Consider the following 17,771-nt stretch of genomic DNA (forward strand, 5'->3'; position numbering starts at 1 on the left):
CCTGCCTGCTGTTGCAGGTCAAGGGCGGTATTCGGAGGCTACATCATTTCGCATGCTCGGCAGGCTGTCGCCAGGTGTTCGAGGACTCACACCGATGCGGTGGGCGATCGGGCCATGATCGGTCGGTGGCCCGGGCTCTGACGTGTGCGTCGAGACCATGCCGACCAACCGCACCGTGCAGGCCGTCGCCCCCGTCGCGACGGCAGCGGTGACGGACACTGGTCCGGCACCGCTGGCTCGAGGGAGTCTCAGGCGGTGGTGGTCCCGCCGCCCGTCTCTGCGCCGCTCTGGGCGGCGTCTTCGCCCGCGCTCTCTCCGGACTCACTGATCTGGACCCGGCGAGGCCTGGCGGCTTCGGCCTTGGGGACGGTGATGCTGAGCACTCCGTCGTGCATCTCAGCCTTGATATTTTGGGCGTCCAACTCTCCGGGCAGCCGCAAACGGTACTCGAAGGCTCCGACGCGGCGGGTGCTGCGGCGCAGGACACCCTTGCGCTCCCGCTCCTTGATCTCTCCGGTCACCACGAGTTCGGGACCGTTGGCCTCTACGTCAATGTCCTTGCTCTTCACACCGGGGAGTTCGATCTCTATGTGGAACGCGTCCTCGGACTCCGACACGTCCGCGAGAGGCGTCCACGCGACCGCGGGTGCCGCGCCCACCGTCGACTCCAGCAGGCCGCTCATCTGGTTGAGCAATTCGTCGAACTCGACCAGGGGACTGAGAGGGGTGGGTGCCCAGACGGGCCTTTCCTGCAGGCCGCCACCGCGGTGGCGCCGGACGGGCATGGCCATCGCAATCGCCTCCTTCTTCCTTCTCGTGATCTCATCGTCCGCCATTCGTCATGCGAGCCATGCGGACTCCTTGTGACGCATGCGTGGGGAGACGTCCGAGTGGCCCGCGACAGCTGACGTGCCCGTGGTGCCGGGTGCGGCCGAGTGCCCCAGGTGCCGGTGCACGAAGTGGATGGCCATCGCGCCCTCACCGGCCGCGGAGGCCACCCGCTTCACCGAGCCGCTCCGGACGTCCCCTACCGCGAAGACCCCGGGCAGGCTGGCCTCCAGGGTCATGCACGGGCGCCCGCGGCCGTGCCACACCTCGGGGGAGGCGCAGGCTTCCTGGGCCTCTGGTCCGGTGAGGACGAAGCCGCGGGAGTCGAGGGCGATGGTGCCGGCGAGCCACTCGGTGTGAGGGTCGGCTCCGGTGAAGACGAACAGGCTCCGTACCGCGAGCCGGCGGTGCCCGCCCGTGCGGTTGTCGACCACGTCGAGCTCCTCCAGCACTTCCTGGCCGATGACCTCGGTGACCTCGGTGTGCAGCATGACCTCCACCCGCGGATGGCGCTCGACCTGGTCGACCAGGTAGCGGGACATGTTGGCCTCAAGGCTGGCTCCCCGGACCAGCAGGTGCACCTTCGGCGCGTACCCGGCGAGGAACAGCACCGCCTGGCCCGCCGAGTTGCCTCCGCCGACGACGGCCACCGGGTCGGTGCGGCACTGCTGGGCCTCGTAGACGGTCGCCGAGTAGTGCACGCTCGTTCCCTCCAGGCGTTCGATGCCGGGCACCTGGAGCCGGCGGTAGCGGGCACCCATGGCCAGGACGACGGCGCGGGCGGCGATCTCGCTGCCGTCGGCGAACGCCACGACGTAGTGGTCGTCGTCCTTGGGATGGAGACCGGTCGCCTCCAGCGGAAGGCTGATCCTGGCGCCGAACTTGTCGGCCTGGAGTACGGCGCGTTCGGTGAGTTCGGCGCCGGAGATGCCGGATGGGAAGCCGAGCAGATTCTCGATGCGGGACGACGTGCCGGCCTGGCCGCCGGTGGCCATCGCCTCCACCACCGTGGTGCTCAGGCCCTCGGAGGCGGCGTACACCGCGGCAGCGAGGCCGGCGGGTCCGGCGCCTACGATGAGGACGTCGCCGTGACGGTTTCCGGCGGGCAGTGACGGCAGGCCGATGAGCCGGGCCAGTTCCGCGTTGCTGGGGTTGCGCAACAAGGTGGTGTCCCGCCAGATGACGAGCGGTGTCTCCTCCGGGCCGACGCCGAAGCGGCGCAGCAGCTCCTCGGCCTCCTCGTCGGTCTCCAGGTCGATCCACCGGTGCGGCAGCCGGTTGCGGACGGCGAACTCGCGCAGCCGTCTGGTGTCGGGCGAGTAGCGCGAGCCGACGATGCGGAAGCCGGCGCCCTGTCCGACGAGCAGCGCGCGACGGCCCAGACAGGCGCGCAGCACGACGTCCCCGATGCTGGAGTCCTGGGACACCAGGTGGCGCAACTGGTCCAAGGGGACGACGAGGACCTCGCCCGGCTCCCTCGCGACAGCGGTGTAGAAGGCCACCTGTCCGTGCAGCAGCCCGAGTTCGCCGATGAAGCGACCGGGGCCGTGCACGCGCAGCAGGTGCTCCTCGGGAGTGCCGTAGTTCTCGACGACGGCGACGGAACCGCTGAGGACGACGAAGAACGTCTCGCAGCGCTCCCCCTCCCGGATCAGCACCTCGTTCGGAGCCATGGTCCGGTGTTGCCCGTGCTCCTCCAGACGTGCTATCTGGTCCTCCGTGAGGCGCGGGTACGCGCCGTAGATGTCCGGGGTCTCCCAGAAGGCCGCCTCGTCCGCTTCCTCCGGCACCGGTTCTTCGCCCGGCAGCGACTGGTCACCGGACATCAGACGAACGCCTCGTGAACGTAGCACCAGCGCCAATCCTCGCCGGGCTGGAACGACTGCACGATCGGATGAGCGTCGGCAGCTGCGTGCTTGCGCGCGTGCTTGTTCGGCGAGGAGTCGCAGCAGCCGACGTGCCCGCAGGTCAGGCAGAGCCTCAGGTGGACCCACGGGGAGCCGAGCATCAGACACTCCTGACACCCTTCTGGGGTCAGCGGCTGGACCGGCCGGACAAGCGCGAGGTGGGGGTCTGCGTGCAGAGTCATCCGGATCACCCTTTCCGGGCGGTGATCGACTGTTCCACCCACCGGCGCAGAGCGGGGGCGGGCGCCGCCCCCGCCTGCCGGGCGACCGTCTCGCCCCGGTCGAGGATCAGCAGTGTCGGTACGGCCTGGACCTCGAAACGCTGCGACAGTCGCGGGTTCTTGTCGACGTCGACCTTGACGAGTTTGATTCGGCCGGCGAGATCGGTGGCGACCTTCTCCAGTGCGGGGCTGACCATGCGGCAGGGGCCGCACCAGGTGGCCCAAAGGTCGACCACGACGGGGACGTCGGCCCGCTCGGCGACCTCGGTGAAGTCGTCGTCGCCCGCGTCCACCATCCACGGTAGGGGCTGCTTGCAGTGGCCGCACTTGGGGCGGCCCTCCGCGGCCGCGGGTACCCGGTTGGTGCGCCCGCAGTTCGGACACTTGACGGTCGTCGCCTGCATCGTGCTCATGCCGCACGCGCTCCCTTCACGTCCTCGGGCTGGTCGTAGGTGACCACCAGTTCCCCGGCCTCGGCGTCGACGCGGACCGTGGCGCCTTCCTGGACGTCGCCGCGCAGCAGGGCGCGCCCGACCATTGTCTCGACCTCGTGGGAGATGTAGCGGCGCAGCGGCCGGGCCCCGTATACCGGGTCGTAGCCCTGGTGGGCGATCAGCTCCCGGGCGGCGTCGGTGAGTTCGACGGTGATGCGGCGTTCGGCGAGGCGGCGGCGCAGCTCGTCGAACTGCAGCTCCACGATGCGTTCGATCTGCCGCTCACCGAGTGGCTTGAACAGCACGATGTCGTCGACGCGGTTGAGGAACTCCGGGCGGAAGTGCCCGCGCAGCTCGCCCATCACCAGGGCGCGGGCGTCCGGCTTGATCTCGCCCTCGGCGGTGGCGCCGTCGAGGAGGTGCACGGAGCCGATGTTCGACGTCATGATGATCACGGTGTTGCGGAAGTCGACGGTGCGGCCCTGGGAGTCGGTGATGCGGCCGTCGTCGAGGACCTGCAGCAGGGTGTTGAAGACATCGGTGTGCGCCTTCTCGATCTCGTCGAACAGCACCACCGAGTACGGCTTGCGGCGTACGGCCTCGGTGAGCTGGCCGCCTTCCTCGTAGCCGACGTATCCGGGTGGTGCGCCCACGAGCCGGCTGACGGTGTGCCGCTCCTGGTACTCGCTCATGTCGAGGCGGACCATGTTCTCCTCGGAGTCGAACAGGGCCCGGGCGAGGGTCTTGGCCAGCTCCGTCTTCCCGACGCCGGTGGGGCCGAGGAAGATGAACGAGCCGATGGGGCGGCGCGGGTCGCGGATACCGGAGCGGGCGCGGATGATGGCGTCGGCGACGAGTTTGACGGCCTCGTCCTGGCCGATGACGCGCTCGCGCAGGATCTCGTCGAGGCGCAGCAGCTTCTCGCGTTCGCCCTCCTGGAGGCGGGCGACGGGGATGCCGGTCCAGGCTGCGACGATATCGGCGATCTCCTCCTCGGTGACGACCTCGCGCAGCAGTCGGTTCTGCCCTTGTTTGGCGGCCAGTTGCTCCTCCTCGGCCTTCAGCCGGCGCTCCAGTTCCTGGAGGCGGCCGTAGCGGAGTTCGGCGGCGCGGTTGAGGTCGTAGGAGCGTTCGGCCTCCTCCGCCTCGTGGCGGACCTGCTCCAGTTCCTGGCGTAGTTCCTGCACGCGGCGGATGGCCTGCCGTTCGGCCTCCCACTGGGCGCGTTTGGCGTCGGCCTCGCCGCGCAGGTCGGCCAGTTCCTTGCGCAGTTCCTCCAGGCGGGTTTTGCTGGCGGCGTCGGTCTCCTTGGACAGGGCCGCCTCCTCGATCTCCAGGCGGGTGACGCGACGGGTGATCTCGTCGAGTTCGGCGGGCATCGAGTCGATCTCGGTACGCAGCCGGGCGCACGCCTCGTCGACGAGGTCGATGGCCTTGTCGGGCAGGAACCGGTCGGTGATGTAGCGGTGGCTGAGGGTGGCCGCGGAGACCAGTGCGGTGTCCTGGATCTTCACGCCGTGGAAGACCTCGAGGCGTTCGCGCAGTCCGCGCAGGATGGAGATGGTGTCCTCCACGCTCGGCTCGTCGACCAGCACCTGCTGGAAGCGGCGTTCGAGGGCAGCGTCCTTCTCGATGTGCTTGCGGTACTCGTCGAGGGTGGTCGCGCCGATCATGTGGAGTTCGCCGCGGGCGAGCATCGGCTTGAGCATGTTGCCCGCGTCCATGGCCCCTTCGGCGGCGCCCGCGCCGACGACGGTGTGGAGTTCGTCGACGAAGAGCAGGATGCGTCCCTGGGCGGCCTTCACCTCGGACAGGACGGCCTTGAGGCGTTCCTCGAACTCGCCGCGGTACTTGGCGCCGGCGACCAGGGAGCCCATGTCGAGAGCGAACACCGTCTTGTCGCGCAGTCCCTCGGGGACGTCGCCGCGAACGATGCGCTGGGCCAGGCCCTCGACGATGGCGGTCTTGCCGACGCCGGGATCGCCGATGAGGACGGGGTTGTTCTTGGTCTTGCGGCTGAGGATCTGGGTGACGCGGCGGATCTCCGCATCACGGCCGATGACCGGGTCCAGTCGCCCGGACCGAGCCTCGAGGACCAGGTCGCGGCCGTACTTCTCCAGAGCCTCATAGGCCACTTCAGGGTTGGCGGAGGTGACGCGCTGGTTGCCGCGGACCTGGGTGAGCACGCTCAGGAACGAATCCCGGGTCACGCCGTGCTCCTTGAGCAGGCGTCCGGCGGCGGTCGCCGAGCCCTCCTCGGCCAGGGCGAGCAGGAGGTGCTCCACCGACACGTACTCGTCCTTGAGGCGTTTGGCCTCCCGCTCGGCGGCATCGAGCAGGCGGGACAGGCGCTGAGTGACGAAGACCTGGCCGGGTGCCGCGCCGGGACCGGTGACCCTCGGGCGGCGGGCGAGTTCCTCGCGCACGGCCGCGCGCAGCTCCTTCGGCTCGGTGCCGGCCTGCTGCAGCAACCGTGGGATCAGACCGTCCTCCTGATCGAGAAGCGCGAGCAGCAGGTGTTCCCCGTCGACCTCGGTCTGCCCCATGCCGACGGCCGCGCTCTGGGCCTCCTGGAGGGCTTCCTGGGACTTCTGGGTGAGACGGTTCATGTCCATGGGGGTGTTTCCCTCCTCGTACCGGCGCGGCGCAGGGCGGCTTCGAGCATGCTGATGCGGTCCAGCAGGTCGAGCACCAGGCCGATGGATGCGTAGTTGAGGCACAGCCCGGTGCGCAGCCGCTGGACGCGGGCGAGGGCGGCCGGTGCCGTGGGGTCGAACACCAGCCCTCCGGAGGCGTCGCGCTCGGCCTCGACCAGGCCCAGAGCGACGAACCGGCGTATGAGGTCGGGATGGACCCCGGAGCGGCGGGCCACGGTATGCAGAGAGAGCCTGGGCACCGGCACGATCGCGTACCGGACGCGTGTCGGCGCGGGAGCCGTCAGCCGAGACGCCTGGCGTGCCTCGGCGCGTGGGTCACTCATCGTGTCCTCCTGGGGTCGAACGAGGAGACGGCGGCGAGCTCTTCGAAGAGTGCGCGCTCCCGGTCGGTGAGCCTGGACGGCACCATGATCCGGAGTTCGGCGTAGAGGTTGCCGTTCGGGCCGCGCGGGTTCGGCATGCCCTCACCGCGCAGCCGCAGACGCCGGCCGCTGGACGAGCCAGCGGGCACGCTCACCTTCGCCGTCTCCCCGCTCGGCGTGGGCACCGTAACCGTCGCACCCAGCGCGGCCTCCCAGGGTGTGACCGGAAGCTGCACATACACGTCCCGGCCGTCGAGGCGGAACTGGGGGTGCGGCTGGATCCGCACCCGCAGGTACAGGTCCCCCGCGGGGGCGTCACCGTTGCCCCGGCCGCCCTCGCCCGCCAGCCGGATACGCTGCCCGTCGGTGATACCCGGTGGCACGTCGACCTCGTACCGCCGCGGCTGCCCTGTGGGACCGGCGAGCGTGACGGTGCGACGGCCTCCCCGGTAGGCCTCCTCGACGGTGAGCGGCAGTTCGGCCTCCTGGTCGGCTCCGGGGACACGCATCCGTCCGGCGCCTCCGAAGAACGAGCCGAACAGGTCCTCGACGTCGACGTCCTCCGCGCCGAAGCCGCTGGTGGCGTACCGGACCCGGGGGCCGCCCCCGGTGGACCAGCGGAAGCCGCCGCCGGGTCCCGCGCCGGCACCGACCCGCTCCTCCCAGTCCTCGGGAACCTTCCGGAAGTCCTCGCCGAAGCGGTCGTAACGGGCCCGCTGGTCGGGCTCGGACAGGACACTGAAGGCCTCATTGATCTCCTTGAACCGCTCCTCCGCCTCGGGGTCCTTGTTGACGTCTGGGTGGTACCTGCGGGCCAGCTTGCGATACGCCCGCTGGATCTCGTCCTTGTCGGCGTCTCGCGGGACCCCGAGAACCTCGTAGAAGTCGCGTGCCATGGCCGCTCACTCCCGCTTGGCGACGGTCACGGCGGCCGGCCTCAGCTGCCGCTCGGCCTCGCCGTAGCCGGGGCGCAGCACCTGCGCCACGGTGTTCGGTTCGGCGTCGGGGTCCTGGACCACGCCGACGACCTCGTGCCGGGACGGGTCGAACGGGACGCCGGTCTCGGCGTGACGCTCGTAACCAAGGCGTTCAAGGATGGACACGGCCTGGTCGCGCACGGCGCGAACCCCCTCGACGATCGCCCCGGGGTCGGAGCCCGCGTGGTTCAGTGCCAGTTCGAGGTTGTCGATGACGGGAAGGAAGGCCGCGGCCGTGCGGGCGCGTTCGACCGCGCGCTCCCGGTCCAGTTCCCTGGCGTGTCGCTTGCGCAGGTTGTCCAGGTCGGCGAGAGCACGCCGCCAGCGGTCCTCGACCTCTTTCAGCGCGGCCGCGTACTCGTCCTCGGCGCCGGCCGGACCGGTGGCCGCGTCGGGCCCCGGTTCGGCCTCCGTGCTCGGCGGCGCGGGCTCGGGCAGGTCGCCCTGCGGCGGTTGTGCGGCGCCTTCGGGCGGTAGGTCGGACGATCGGTCCTGGGGAGGGATCGGCATGGCGGGTACCTCAGCCCTTGTCGAACTCGGCGTCGATCACGTCTTCGTCCGCGCCGGCACCGCCCTGCCCGGAGGCGTCCGGCCCGGTGGTGTCCGACGGACCACTCGCCGCCGCGGCTTCGGCCTCGTGGGCGGCGAGCCCGGCGTAGACCTGCTGGAGTTCGGAGATCAGCGGCCTGACCTTGTCCACTCCGGCCTCGTTCTTGACCGCGTCGCGGGCCTCTGCCACCAGCATCTCGGCTCGCGCCTTTTCGTGCGCGGGCGCGGCGTCGGCCAGTTCGTTCAGACGCTTTTCGACCTGGTAGGCGATCGCGTCGAGTTCGTTGCGGGCGTCGACGGCCTCGCGGAGTGCCTGGTCCTGGCCCCGGTTGCTTTCGGCCTCCTGGACCATGCGTTCGACCTCGCTCCGGTCGAGGTTGGAGCTCTCGCTGATGGTGATGCCCTGTTCCTTGCCGGTGTCCTTGTCGCGCGCGCTGACGTTGAGGATGCCGTTGGCGTCGACGTCGAAAGTGACATCGACCTGTGGTTCGCCCCGCGGCGCCGGCCGGATGTCGGTGAGCTGGAACCGGCCGAGCGCCCGGTTGTCGGCGGCCCGCTCGCGCTCGCCCTGGAGGACCACCACATCGACGGCCGGCTGGTTGTCCTCGGCGGTGGAGAAGGTCTCGCTGCGGCGCACCGGGATGGTGGTGTTCCGCTCGACGATCTTCGTCATCACTCCGCCACGCGTCTCTACGCCCAACGACAGCGGGGTGACGTCGAGCAGCAGGACATCCTTGACCTCGCCCTTGAGCACCCCGGCCTGGATCGCGGCGCCCAGCGCCACGACCTCATCGGGGTTCACACTCATGTTGGGGTCCTTGCCGCCGGTCAGCCGTCGCACCAGCGCCTGGACGGCGGGGATGCGGGTGGAGCCGCCGACGAGGATGACCTCGTCAATGTCGTTCTCGCCGACCTTGGCGTCGGCCATGGCCTGCTGGACCGGTCCCAGGCAGCGCTCCACCAGGTCAGCGGTGATCTGCTCGAACGTGGAGCGCATGATCGAGTCGGTGAGGTGCTTGGGCCCGGAGGCGTCGGCGGTGATGAACGGCAGGTTGACCTGGGTCTGGGTGACGGAGCTGAGCTCGGTCTTGGCCTTCTCCGCCGCCTCGAACAGGCGTTGCAGCGCCTGCGGGTCCTTGCGCAGGTCGATGCCGTTCTCCTTCTGGAAGTCGTCCGCGAGGTAATCCACCAGACGCCTGTCGAAGTCGTCGCCGCCCAGATGACTGTCACCCGCTGTGGAGCGCACCTCCACCACGCCGTCGCCGACGTCGAGGATGCTCACGTCGAACGTGCCGCCGCCCAGGTCGAAGACGAGCACCGTCTCGTGCTGCTTCTTGTCCATGCCGTACGCGAGGGCGGCCGCCGTCGGCTCGTTGATGATCCGCAGCACTTCCAGGCCCGCGATCCGGCCGGCGTCACGGGTGGCGGTGCGCTGGGCGTCGTTGAAGTAGGCGGGCACCGTGATGACCGCCTCCGTGACCCGCTCCCCCAGCTGCTTGGAGGCGTCGTCGGCGAGCTTGCGCAGCACCTGGGCGCTGATCTCCTCAGGCGCGTACAGCTTGTCACGCACCTTGAAGCGGGCCTCGCCGTTCTCTCCCGGGACGACGTCGTAGGCGACGGCCCTGGCCTCGTCGGAGACCTCGTCGAAGTGTCGGCCGATGAACCGCTTGGCCGAGTAGATGGTCCCCTTGGGGTTGAGGATCGCCTGGCGCCGGGCCAGCTGGCCCACCAGGCGCTCACCGGTGTCGGTGAAGGCCACCACGGACGGCGTGGTCCGGTTGCCCTCGCTGTTGGGCACGACGGTCGGCTCACCGCCCTCCCACACGGCGATCACCGAGTTGGTGGTGCCCAGGTCGATGCCCACTGCCTTGGCCATGAGGAACTCCTTCCGCGGCGGTCGACGTCCGTCGGCGACCGCTCACCCTCCGGGCCCTGTCCGCCCGGCTTCGAAACTCGTTCAGCTGGGGGCGGGGTCGCTGCGCGGGCGGCCGCCCTTCGATGAGGTGCTCTCCGTGTTCGCGCCGACCCTGCTCTCCAGCCCGGCGACCAGCCGGACGGCCTCATCGGCGACGTCCTCGTCCACCACGACGTCGTACCGGCTGGGCTCCATCGAGCGGACCGAGGCGAAGTTCCGGCGGCCGCCCTGGGCCGCGTGCAACAGCACGCCGAGCAGCGCACCGACCACCGCTCCGAAGATCAGCCCGTACAGGGCGAGGAGCAGACCGGAGACGACCGGATTCAGCCAGTTCAGCAGCCCGAAGATCCAGCCGACGAGTACGCCGGGCAGCGCTCCGGAGGCTGCGCCGTGGAGGGCGGCCCCCCCGTACCCCATTCGACCGATCACCTGTTCGACAAGGCGCATGTCCCGACCGATGATCGCCACCTTCTGAACGGGAAAGCCCTGGTCGGCGAGGTGATCGACGGCACGTTCGGCTTCCTGGTACGTCGAGTACGAGGCAACGGCCCTGCGGGCCTGCTCGGTCATGGCCACTCCTTCCGCAGACGGACCGCCGTGCGGTCCCGACAGGCCCCAGAGTGGCTGTTCGCCCGGTCACCCCGCCTGCGCCCAGCGGGTCGAAAAGTGGCACCAACGGTCGGTCTGCGAGGACAGGAGGCGGGACGGCGATTCGGGTTGGCGGCTCGCGGCTCGCGGCGGGGTACCTCAGGTGGCGACGTTCGACGCGGCCGCGCGACGCCACGGACCGGGGGCCGTACGGAGGCGACCGCCACGGATGACGAGCCCGTGGGTGGAGAGCGAGCCCACGGCCACCGTGCACCGCCTGCTCTCTCCGCGGCGACCTGCCGTTGGTTCAGCCGGGCATGGGATGGTGCGCCCGGGCGAACTGCTCCACGACGGCGGCGCAGAAGGCGGGCAGGTCGGACGGGCCGCGGCTGGTGACCAGTTGCCCGTCGACGACCACCTCCTGGTCGGCGACGACCTCCGCGCCGGCGTTGCGCAGATCGGTGCGGATGCTTGGCCAGGACGTCAGGCGTCGGCCGCGCACGGCGTCGGCTTCCGCCAGCGTCCACGGGCCGTGGCAGATCGAGGCGACCGGTTTCCCGCTGGCCATGAAGTCCCTGACGAACTGCACCGCGTCGCGGTCCATGCGCAGCTGGTCGGGGTTCATGGTGCCGCCGGGCAGGAGCAGGGCGTGGTAGTCGTCGACGGAGGCGTCGGCGACCAGGCGGTCCACGGGGAAGGTTCCTGCCGCGTTGAGGTCGAACTGGCGGGCCTGGATCTCGCCGGGATGGAGCGAGACGATCTCGGTCTTCGCCCCTGCGCCCTGCAGCGCACCGCGCGGCTGGTCGAGTTCCACGCGCTCGACGCCGTCGGTGGCCAGAATCGCCACCCGCATCCCCTGCAGTTCCTGTGTCACGGTACGGCTCCCTTCACGAGTCGCTGTTTGTACGACGCGAGCGGCGGGGACACCCGGCAGGGCCCGTTCGGATCCCTTTTCCGGACCGGGGACTGCAAGCCGCGGCCGAGGGTGCCTCGAGCATCTATCAGCTGGAGCTGCCGTCCGGGTGGAGGACGACTTTGGTCCAAGCCCAGCCGTCGCCGCGGGCGTCGACGTGCTGGCATCCGTCTGCTGCCTTGTCGGTTCAGATCGGTGACGTGCACCGGGGCGCGACTGCTACAGCAGCCGGTCGAACACCGCGGTCACGCCGTCCCAGTGGCTGGTCTGCGGGTTCTTGACATCCGGATACATGATTTTGAACGTCTCGGCGAGGGCGACGCTGAGACCGCCGATGATCTCCGGGTAGCGCTCTTCGGTCTCCTGCGTGGGTGCCCTGTCGAGGGGAGGGTGCGCGGCGAGCTGTTCCAGGATCGGCTTCAGGTCGACCTCCTCGTCGAGCCGCCGGAACCGGTGGATGCTCTCCTGGAGTCCCTTGGTGATCGGTAGGTCCCACGGTTCGACGGTATCCCGGCCATTTGCCTTGGCCGAGGCCTGGCCGACGACCAGGAGGTCGTAGAGCTTGGCGTCGACGAAGTCGCCGTACCGCTTAAGGTCGTTCTTGTCCACGTCGAGGCCTGCGGCGGCGCGGAAGAACCTCTCGAACTTCGACACAGCCATCACGGTCATGCCTCTCGCCTCCTTACCGGGAACCGGACGGCGTCCTTCGCTCCAGCCAGCGCCGCCATCGGCTGTTACCGGTCGAGATTCGCAGAGCCCGCCTGCTGAGCGCCTCCGCACCCCAGGCCGAAAAAGAACCCCCCCTCCCACCCTGGCAGAGCAGCATGAAATGCGCAGGCATCCCCCGGCCAGCCGTACGGCCGTCCCTCCGCAGGAAGCTGCGCGGGGTTGCAGTGCCTCGAACGAGAGCCACTGACCGGACGACATGACCGACTCGGGGAAGCGGGACTGTGTCAGGGCGTCCCGACGAGCTTGGAACAAGACCGGGCCCGGCGCAGGAGCCGGCTCGGCCGGAAACGCGACGGCGGAAAGCCGACCGCGCTCACAGGCACGGCGCCCTGACGCGGACCGGCGTCGGTGTCCCCTTTGCCGTGGCGGACCGTCTGCACTTGTGCTCGGAGGTCTATGGAGCCCGCCGCTTTTCCGCCCGCTGGGAGCAAGCAGGGTGTGGCCCACATCCGGAGCATGGAATGGAAATGGCCTCTGCTGAGGCGCATGCACCATGACGCGCATCAGCCCGCCACCCCCACAAAACAACGCACCTTTCGGTGGCTGCCTCAGGTCCCACGCCAGGCAGTGCAAATCAGAAAAAGGACGACTCATGGACTACAACACCTTCCTCGACACCATCACCCGGCGCGCCCCTGTCCCCCCGGAGAAGGCGGAGCCCCTCACCCGCGCCACCCTGGAAACCTTGGCCGAGCGGCTCACCAGGGGTGAGGCGGAGGACCTCGCGTCCGAACTGCCCAAGCCGTTGAAGGAACCGCTGGTCTCTCCCACTCCGGAGGCCGAAAGCTTCGGACTCGACGAGTTCATCAATCGGGTGAGCAGGCGAGCAGGGGTGAGCCCGGACGAGGCCCGTGAGGGCGTACGGGCCGAGCTGAGCACCCTGAAGGACGCGGTCAGTGACGGAGAGTTCCGCCACGTAATGTCCCAGCTGCCCCGGGACTTCGAGGCTCTCGTCGGCGCCCCGGGCTAGGAGGGGCCATGACCGACGAGGTCGGCGCGATCATCGAGGAGACGGAACCGGCCGTACTGACGGCGGCCACCGTCACGCTGGTCGAGGGTCCGACGTTCTGCGTCTCGGGCACCTCGGGCGACATGGAGGCCGAGGCGCCGCAGGGGCTGTTCTTCCGCGACGTGCGGGTCATCTCCGACTGGCAGGTCCGGGTGGACAGCCACCGGCCGCACCACCTCACCGTGCTTTCCCAGGATCCCTACAGCACCACGTTCGTCTCCCGCGTCCCGCCACACGGCGCGCAGAGCGAACTCCTGCTGGAACGTCGGCGCTACGTCGGCGAGGGGATGCGCGAGGACCTCCGGTTGCGCAACCTCAGTACGCGTCCTATGACGGTGCCGGTCTCACTGCGTGTGGGCGCCGACTTCGCCGATGTGTTCGCGGTCAAGGAGAGCCGCGTACGCCTGGTGGGCGAGGTCACGGCCACGCCCACCGGCGAGGCTCTGGAACTCGTGTTGCGCTCGGGTGAGTCCCTGCGCGGAGTGCGGGTGGAGAGCAGCGATGCCACCGCAGGGCCGGACGGGCTGGATTTCCTGGCCGAGCTGCCGGCGCGCGGCGAATGGCACACCACCGTCCTGGTCCGCCCCAGCGTCGAGGGCGAGGAGGCCGGCGTCGTCTTCCGCCCGGGCACGGAGCCCGGCGAGTCCGCGCCGGCGCGCCGCCTGCGCGCCTGGCGCGAGAGCGCCCCGCGCATCGCCGACATCGAGGACCCGGAACTGCACGGGACGCTGCGGCGGAGCCTGGAGGACCTGGGCGCGCTGCGCATCTTCGACCCGCGGCACCCCGAGCACACGGCGGTCGCCGCGGGTGCCCCCTGGTTCATGGCCCTGTTCGGCCGCGACTCGCTGCTGTCCTCGTACATGGCACTGCCACTGGACCAGACCCTGGCCCTGGGGACCCTGCAGACCCTGGCCCGCGACCAGGGCCGCAAGGTCGACCCGGACACCGAGGAACAGCCCGGGCGCATCCTGCACGAAACCCGGTTCGGCCTGGACTTCCCGCTGGCCCGCGGCGGCGGCAGCGTCTACTACGGCACTGCCGACGCCACCCCGCTGTTCGTGATCGTCCTGGGGGAGCTCAGCCGGTGGGGCATCGCCCCCAATGCCGTCGAGGCGCTGCTGCCGCACGCCGACCGGGCGCTGCAGTGGGTCGAGGAGTACGGCGACCGGGACGGCGACGGCTTCGTGGAGTACCAGCGGATGACGGGCAACGGCCTGCTCAACCAGGGGTGGAAGGACTCCTACGACGGCATCAACTTCGCCGACGGCAGCCTGGCCGAACCGCCGATCGCCCTGTGCGAGGTGCAGAGCTACGTCTACGCGGCCTACGTCGTGCGCTCCCACTTCGCCCACGAGGCGGGCGACCTGAAGGCGGTCGAGCACTGGGCGCGGCGGGCGGCCGCGCTGAAGGAGGCCTTCAACGAGCGGTTCTGGCTGCCTGAACGCGGGTGGTACGCGGTCGGCCTCGACCGGGACAAACGCCCGATCGACGCCCTGGCCTCCAACATGGGCCACTGCCTTTGGACCGGGATCGCCGACCGCGACAAGGCCGAGCAGGTGGCGGAGCGGCTGCTGTCACCGGAGATGTTCACCGGCTGGGGCGTGCGCACCCTGGCGTCCACGATGGGTGCGTACAACCCCATGAGCTACCACAACGGCTCGGTCTGGCCGCACGACAACGCCCTTGTGACCACGGGCTTGATGCGGTACGGCTTCGTGGAACAGGCCCAGCGGGTGGCGACCGGCATCCTCGACGCCGCAGAGGCCTTCGGCGGCCGGCTGCCCGAGCTGTTCTGCGGCTTCGACCGCAGCGACTATGACGCGCCGCTGCCGTATCCCACCTCGTGCTCCCCGCAGGCCTGGGCCGCTGCCACCCCGGTCCAACTGGTACGCGCGCTGCTGCGGATCGACCCCTGGATGTCGCACGGTCAGGTATGGGTCGCCCCGGCCTGGCCGGCCCGCTACGGACGTCTGCGCATCCACAACATCCCGCTGGCCGGCCGACGTGTCGAACTGGAGGTGGACGGCGAGTCGACCCGCATCACAGGGCTGCCCGACGATGTAGAGATCGTGCACCAGCCCCGTCGGCCCCTTTGCGCGGCACCGAACCACCAACACCAACAAACTCCTGACCAGCGGCCGACAAGAGAGTGAACGCCATGCCCGGCACCCCCTCGCTGCACATCGCGATGATCTCGACGCCCTGGTTCGAACTCCCGCCGGCCGGCTACGGAGGGACCGAGGCGATGTGCGCGGCCCTGGTCGACGGGCTCGTTGAATTGGGCCACCGGGTCACCGTCATCGGCGTGGGACGCAACGGAACCCTGGGCCGCTTCGTCGCCACCTACGAAACCCCCCAGGGCGACCGCCTGGGAACTGTCGGGCCGGAAGTGGTGCATGCCGCACGAGCGGCCAGAACTCTGGTCTCTCTGCGTCCCGACATCATCCACGACCACAGCACCGCGGGCCCCCTCCAGGCACGTCGACGCCGCGCCCCCACCGTGGTGACCGCGCACGGACCCGTTACCGGAGTAACCGGCGAGTACTATCGCGCCCTGGGCGACACGGTGCATCTGGTGGCCCTCTCCCGAGCCCAGCAGGCGCAGGCCCCGGACATCCCGTGGTCCGGCCAGATATACAACGCGGTACGCACCGCCGACTACCCGTACCGCATCCAAAAGGGCCGTCACGCCGTTTTCCTCGGCCGACTCGCCGCGGACAAGGGAGTCCACCTGGCCATTGACGCTGCCCGCCAGGCGGACATGCCGATCGTCGTCGCCGGCGCCTGCAACGACCCGGCGGAGCGCCCCTATGTCGACGCAGAGATCGTGCCCCGGCTGGGCGAGGACGCCCGATGGATCGGCGAAGCCGATCACGACACCAAACTCGACCTGCTCGCCTACGCCCGGTGCCTTGTCTTCCCCATCTGTTGGGAGGAGCCCTTCGGCATGGTCATGGTGGAGGCCATGGCCTGCGGCACACCAGTCGTCGCCCTGCGCCGCGGCTCAGTACCGGAAATCATCGATGACGGCGTCACCGGCTTCATCTGCGACCGGCCCGAACAACTGCCCGCCGCACTCTGGTCTGTCGACCGTCTCTCTCCGCGGGCCTGCCGGGAACGAGTACGCCAACGGTTCGACACCCTGAACATGGCCTGCGCGTACCAGGCGCTCTATCACTTGCTGGCCTGCCACCAGACCCAACCGGCGCCGGCCGCCTCAGGGCGCCGACAACACCACTGACCTGTACGAGTCCGTGCGGCAGCTGATCGACTCGGTCGACGACACCCTCAAGGGCCGTCTCGACCTGAAAGAGCACGGCAGCCGAACCTTCGAGGGCGCCGCCGCCCGCGTCGCCCGGCGGTGTCCTCGCACCGGCCGCAGACATCTGGCAAAACCACAAGAGCATGGGAACAGGTGGTCCAGCAGTAGCGGTGACCACTCGTCGAGGCGAGTTCGGCAATTGCCGGGCCGTCACGGATTTGCCCTCGGCGGCATGGGAACCCGCCGCCTCGGCGGGCGTCACGGGTCCCGGAACGACGCGCCCCAGCACGGCGCAGGGCACGGATACGGACCCGGACCCGGACACGGCCTATACGCCGGAGGATCGCATGACACAACCGACAGTTCCCTCAGCCGACGCACCCGTGGACGTCGAAGGCGGGGCGCAGCGGCCGTTCTCCGAGCACGCGGCCATGGCCAGGGCGTATCCCGGCGGCAGGATGACCGTGGGCGCCATCACGCCCCTGGAGGGCTTCGAAGGACCCGTGCCGTCCCTGGCCGGGCACATCGAGCGGATCCAGCAGGCCGAGCGGGCCGGCTTCGCCTCGGTATGGGTCCGTGACGTGCCGCTGCTGGACCCCAGCTTCGGGGACGCCGGGCAGGTCTTCGACCCTTGGGTGTACCTGGGGCAGCTCAGTGCCCGCACCACCTCGATCACGCTGGGAACCGCCAGCATCGTCATGCCGCTGCGGCATCCATTGCACACCGCCAAGGCGGCCGCCTCGGTGGACCAGCTGTCAGGCGGACGCCTCCTGCTCGGGGTGGCCACCGGTGACCGGCCCGTGGAGTTCCCGGCCTTCGGTCAGGACCTGGGCAGCCGGGCCGAGAGGTTCCGGCAGTCGCTGGAGTACTTCCGTGTCGTCCTCGAGCACCGTTTCCCGCACGTGGAGTCGCCGCTCGGCCGGATGCGCGACACCGATCTGCTGCCCAAGCCGGTGTACCGGCGGATCCCCGTACTGATGACGGGACGTGGCAGGCAGGACGTCCGGTGGATCGCCGACAACACGGACGGCTGGCTGTACTACACCCCGCCGCTCCAGCAGCAGGCCGAGAACATCGAGCGGTGGCGGGAGCTGACCCGGGGCGATGGCGGTGGGTCCAAGCCGTACGCGCAGGCCACCTATCTGGATCTGACCGAGGACCCGCTGGCCCTGCCCCGGCGCATCCACCAGGGCTTCTCGGTGGGCCGGGTGTCGTTCCTGGCGATGATGCGGGCCTGGCAGGACATCGGCATCGACCAGCTGATGATCAACTTCAAGCACAGCCGCCGTCCGGTCGCCGAAGTGATTGACGAACTGGCCGAACACGTGCTGCCGCACTTCCCACCCGGGCGCTCCGGGGCGCGCGGCGAGCACCGGCGGCCCGTGGAGCGGACCGGGCCCTGAGGAACCACGACCCCGGC

Annotated in this window: 16 protein-coding genes; 4 read left to right on the forward strand and 12 right to left on the reverse strand. The window is 69.9% G+C overall.

The genetic code is table 11. The features are described 5' to 3' along the window. Window positions 1–248: 248 nt before the first annotated feature. The 12 genes from AB0924_RS26010 to AB0924_RS26065 form a co-directional block, all read right to left on the reverse strand. The gene (locus AB0924_RS26010) at window positions 249–791 is read right to left on the reverse strand and encodes an Hsp20/alpha crystallin family protein (protein ID WP_366912661.1); all 543 of its coding nucleotides are present in this window, start codon (window positions 789–791) and stop codon (window positions 249–251) included. Between the two features lie 48 nt (window positions 792–839). Then, window positions 840–2,654: an FAD-dependent oxidoreductase gene (locus AB0924_RS26015; RefSeq protein WP_358940313.1), complete on the reverse strand. Its 1,815-nt coding sequence runs from the start codon at window positions 2,652–2,654 to the stop codon at window positions 840–842. After that, the gene (locus AB0924_RS26020; protein WP_358940312.1) at window positions 2,654–2,917 is read right to left on the reverse strand and encodes a UBP-type zinc finger domain-containing protein; all 264 of its coding nucleotides are present in this window, start codon (window positions 2,915–2,917) and stop codon (window positions 2,654–2,656) included. The genes AB0924_RS26015 and AB0924_RS26020 overlap by 1 nt, the downstream gene beginning before the upstream one ends. 5 nt (window positions 2,918–2,922) lie before the next feature. After that, window positions 2,923–3,369 carry a thioredoxin gene (trxA, locus tag AB0924_RS26025; protein ID WP_358940311.1) on the reverse strand — a complete coding sequence of 149 codons (447 nt, stop codon included), beginning with the start codon at window positions 3,367–3,369 and terminating at the stop codon, window positions 2,923–2,925. Next, window positions 3,366–6,005 carry an ATP-dependent chaperone ClpB gene (gene clpB, locus AB0924_RS26030; RefSeq protein WP_366912662.1) on the reverse strand — a complete coding sequence of 880 codons (2,640 nt, stop codon included), beginning with the start codon at window positions 6,003–6,005 and terminating at the stop codon, window positions 3,366–3,368. The genes trxA and clpB overlap by 4 nt, the downstream gene beginning before the upstream one ends. Beyond that, window positions 5,996–6,370: a chaperone modulator CbpM gene (locus AB0924_RS26035; protein WP_358940228.1), complete on the reverse strand. Its 375-nt coding sequence runs from the start codon at window positions 6,368–6,370 to the stop codon at window positions 5,996–5,998. The genes clpB and AB0924_RS26035 overlap by 10 nt, the downstream gene beginning before the upstream one ends. Continuing rightward, window positions 6,367–7,305, reverse strand: coding sequence for a J domain-containing protein (locus tag AB0924_RS26040; protein WP_358940229.1), 939 nt, complete (start codon window positions 7,303–7,305; stop codon window positions 6,367–6,369). The genes AB0924_RS26035 and AB0924_RS26040 overlap by 4 nt, the downstream gene beginning before the upstream one ends. A gap of 6 nt (window positions 7,306–7,311) precedes the next feature. Continuing rightward, complete coding sequence (locus tag AB0924_RS26045; protein ID WP_358940230.1) at window positions 7,312–7,896, reverse strand: nucleotide exchange factor GrpE; 585 nt, start codon at window positions 7,894–7,896, stop codon at window positions 7,312–7,314. A 10-nt stretch (window positions 7,897–7,906) separates the two neighbouring features. Continuing rightward, on the reverse strand, window positions 7,907–9,811 hold the full coding sequence (gene dnaK, locus AB0924_RS26050; protein ID WP_358940231.1) for a molecular chaperone DnaK: 1,905 nt from the start codon (window positions 9,809–9,811) through the stop codon (window positions 7,907–7,909). Window positions 9,812–9,892: 81 nt separating this feature from the next. Continuing rightward, complete coding sequence (locus AB0924_RS26055; RefSeq protein ID WP_358940232.1) at window positions 9,893–10,420, reverse strand: general stress protein; 528 nt, start codon at window positions 10,418–10,420, stop codon at window positions 9,893–9,895. 325 nt (window positions 10,421–10,745) lie between these two features. Further along, window positions 10,746–11,312 carry a type 1 glutamine amidotransferase domain-containing protein gene (locus tag AB0924_RS26060; RefSeq protein WP_358940233.1) on the reverse strand — a complete coding sequence of 189 codons (567 nt, stop codon included), beginning with the start codon at window positions 11,310–11,312 and terminating at the stop codon, window positions 10,746–10,748. 258 nt (window positions 11,313–11,570) lie between these two features. Further along, on the reverse strand, window positions 11,571–12,020 hold the full coding sequence (locus AB0924_RS26065; protein ID WP_358940234.1) for a DUF1931 family protein: 450 nt from the start codon (window positions 12,018–12,020) through the stop codon (window positions 11,571–11,573). A gap of 652 nt (window positions 12,021–12,672) precedes the next feature. Between AB0924_RS26065 and AB0924_RS26070 the strand changes: the two genes are divergently transcribed. From AB0924_RS26070 to AB0924_RS26085, 4 genes are all read left to right on the forward strand, one after another. Continuing rightward, window positions 12,673–13,050, forward strand: coding sequence for a DUF2267 domain-containing protein (locus AB0924_RS26070; protein WP_358940235.1), 378 nt, complete (start codon window positions 12,673–12,675; stop codon window positions 13,048–13,050). An 8-nt stretch (window positions 13,051–13,058) separates the two neighbouring features. Continuing rightward, complete coding sequence (locus AB0924_RS26075) at window positions 13,059–15,242, forward strand: glycogen debranching N-terminal domain-containing protein (RefSeq protein WP_366912663.1); 2,184 nt, start codon at window positions 13,059–13,061, stop codon at window positions 15,240–15,242. Between the two features lie 5 nt (window positions 15,243–15,247). Then, on the forward strand, window positions 15,248–16,330 hold the full coding sequence (locus AB0924_RS26080) for a glycosyltransferase family 4 protein (protein WP_358940237.1): 1,083 nt from the start codon (window positions 15,248–15,250) through the stop codon (window positions 16,328–16,330). A 368-nt stretch (window positions 16,331–16,698) separates the two neighbouring features. Next, on the forward strand, window positions 16,699–17,754 hold the full coding sequence (locus AB0924_RS26085; RefSeq protein ID WP_358940238.1) for an LLM class oxidoreductase: 1,056 nt from the start codon (window positions 16,699–16,701) through the stop codon (window positions 17,752–17,754). The last annotated feature ends 17 nt before the right edge of the window (window positions 17,755–17,771 follow it).

The organism is Streptomyces sp. NPDC047869, from assembly GCF_040704065.1.
GTDB lineage: Bacteria > Actinomycetota > Actinomycetes > Streptomycetales > Streptomycetaceae > Streptomyces.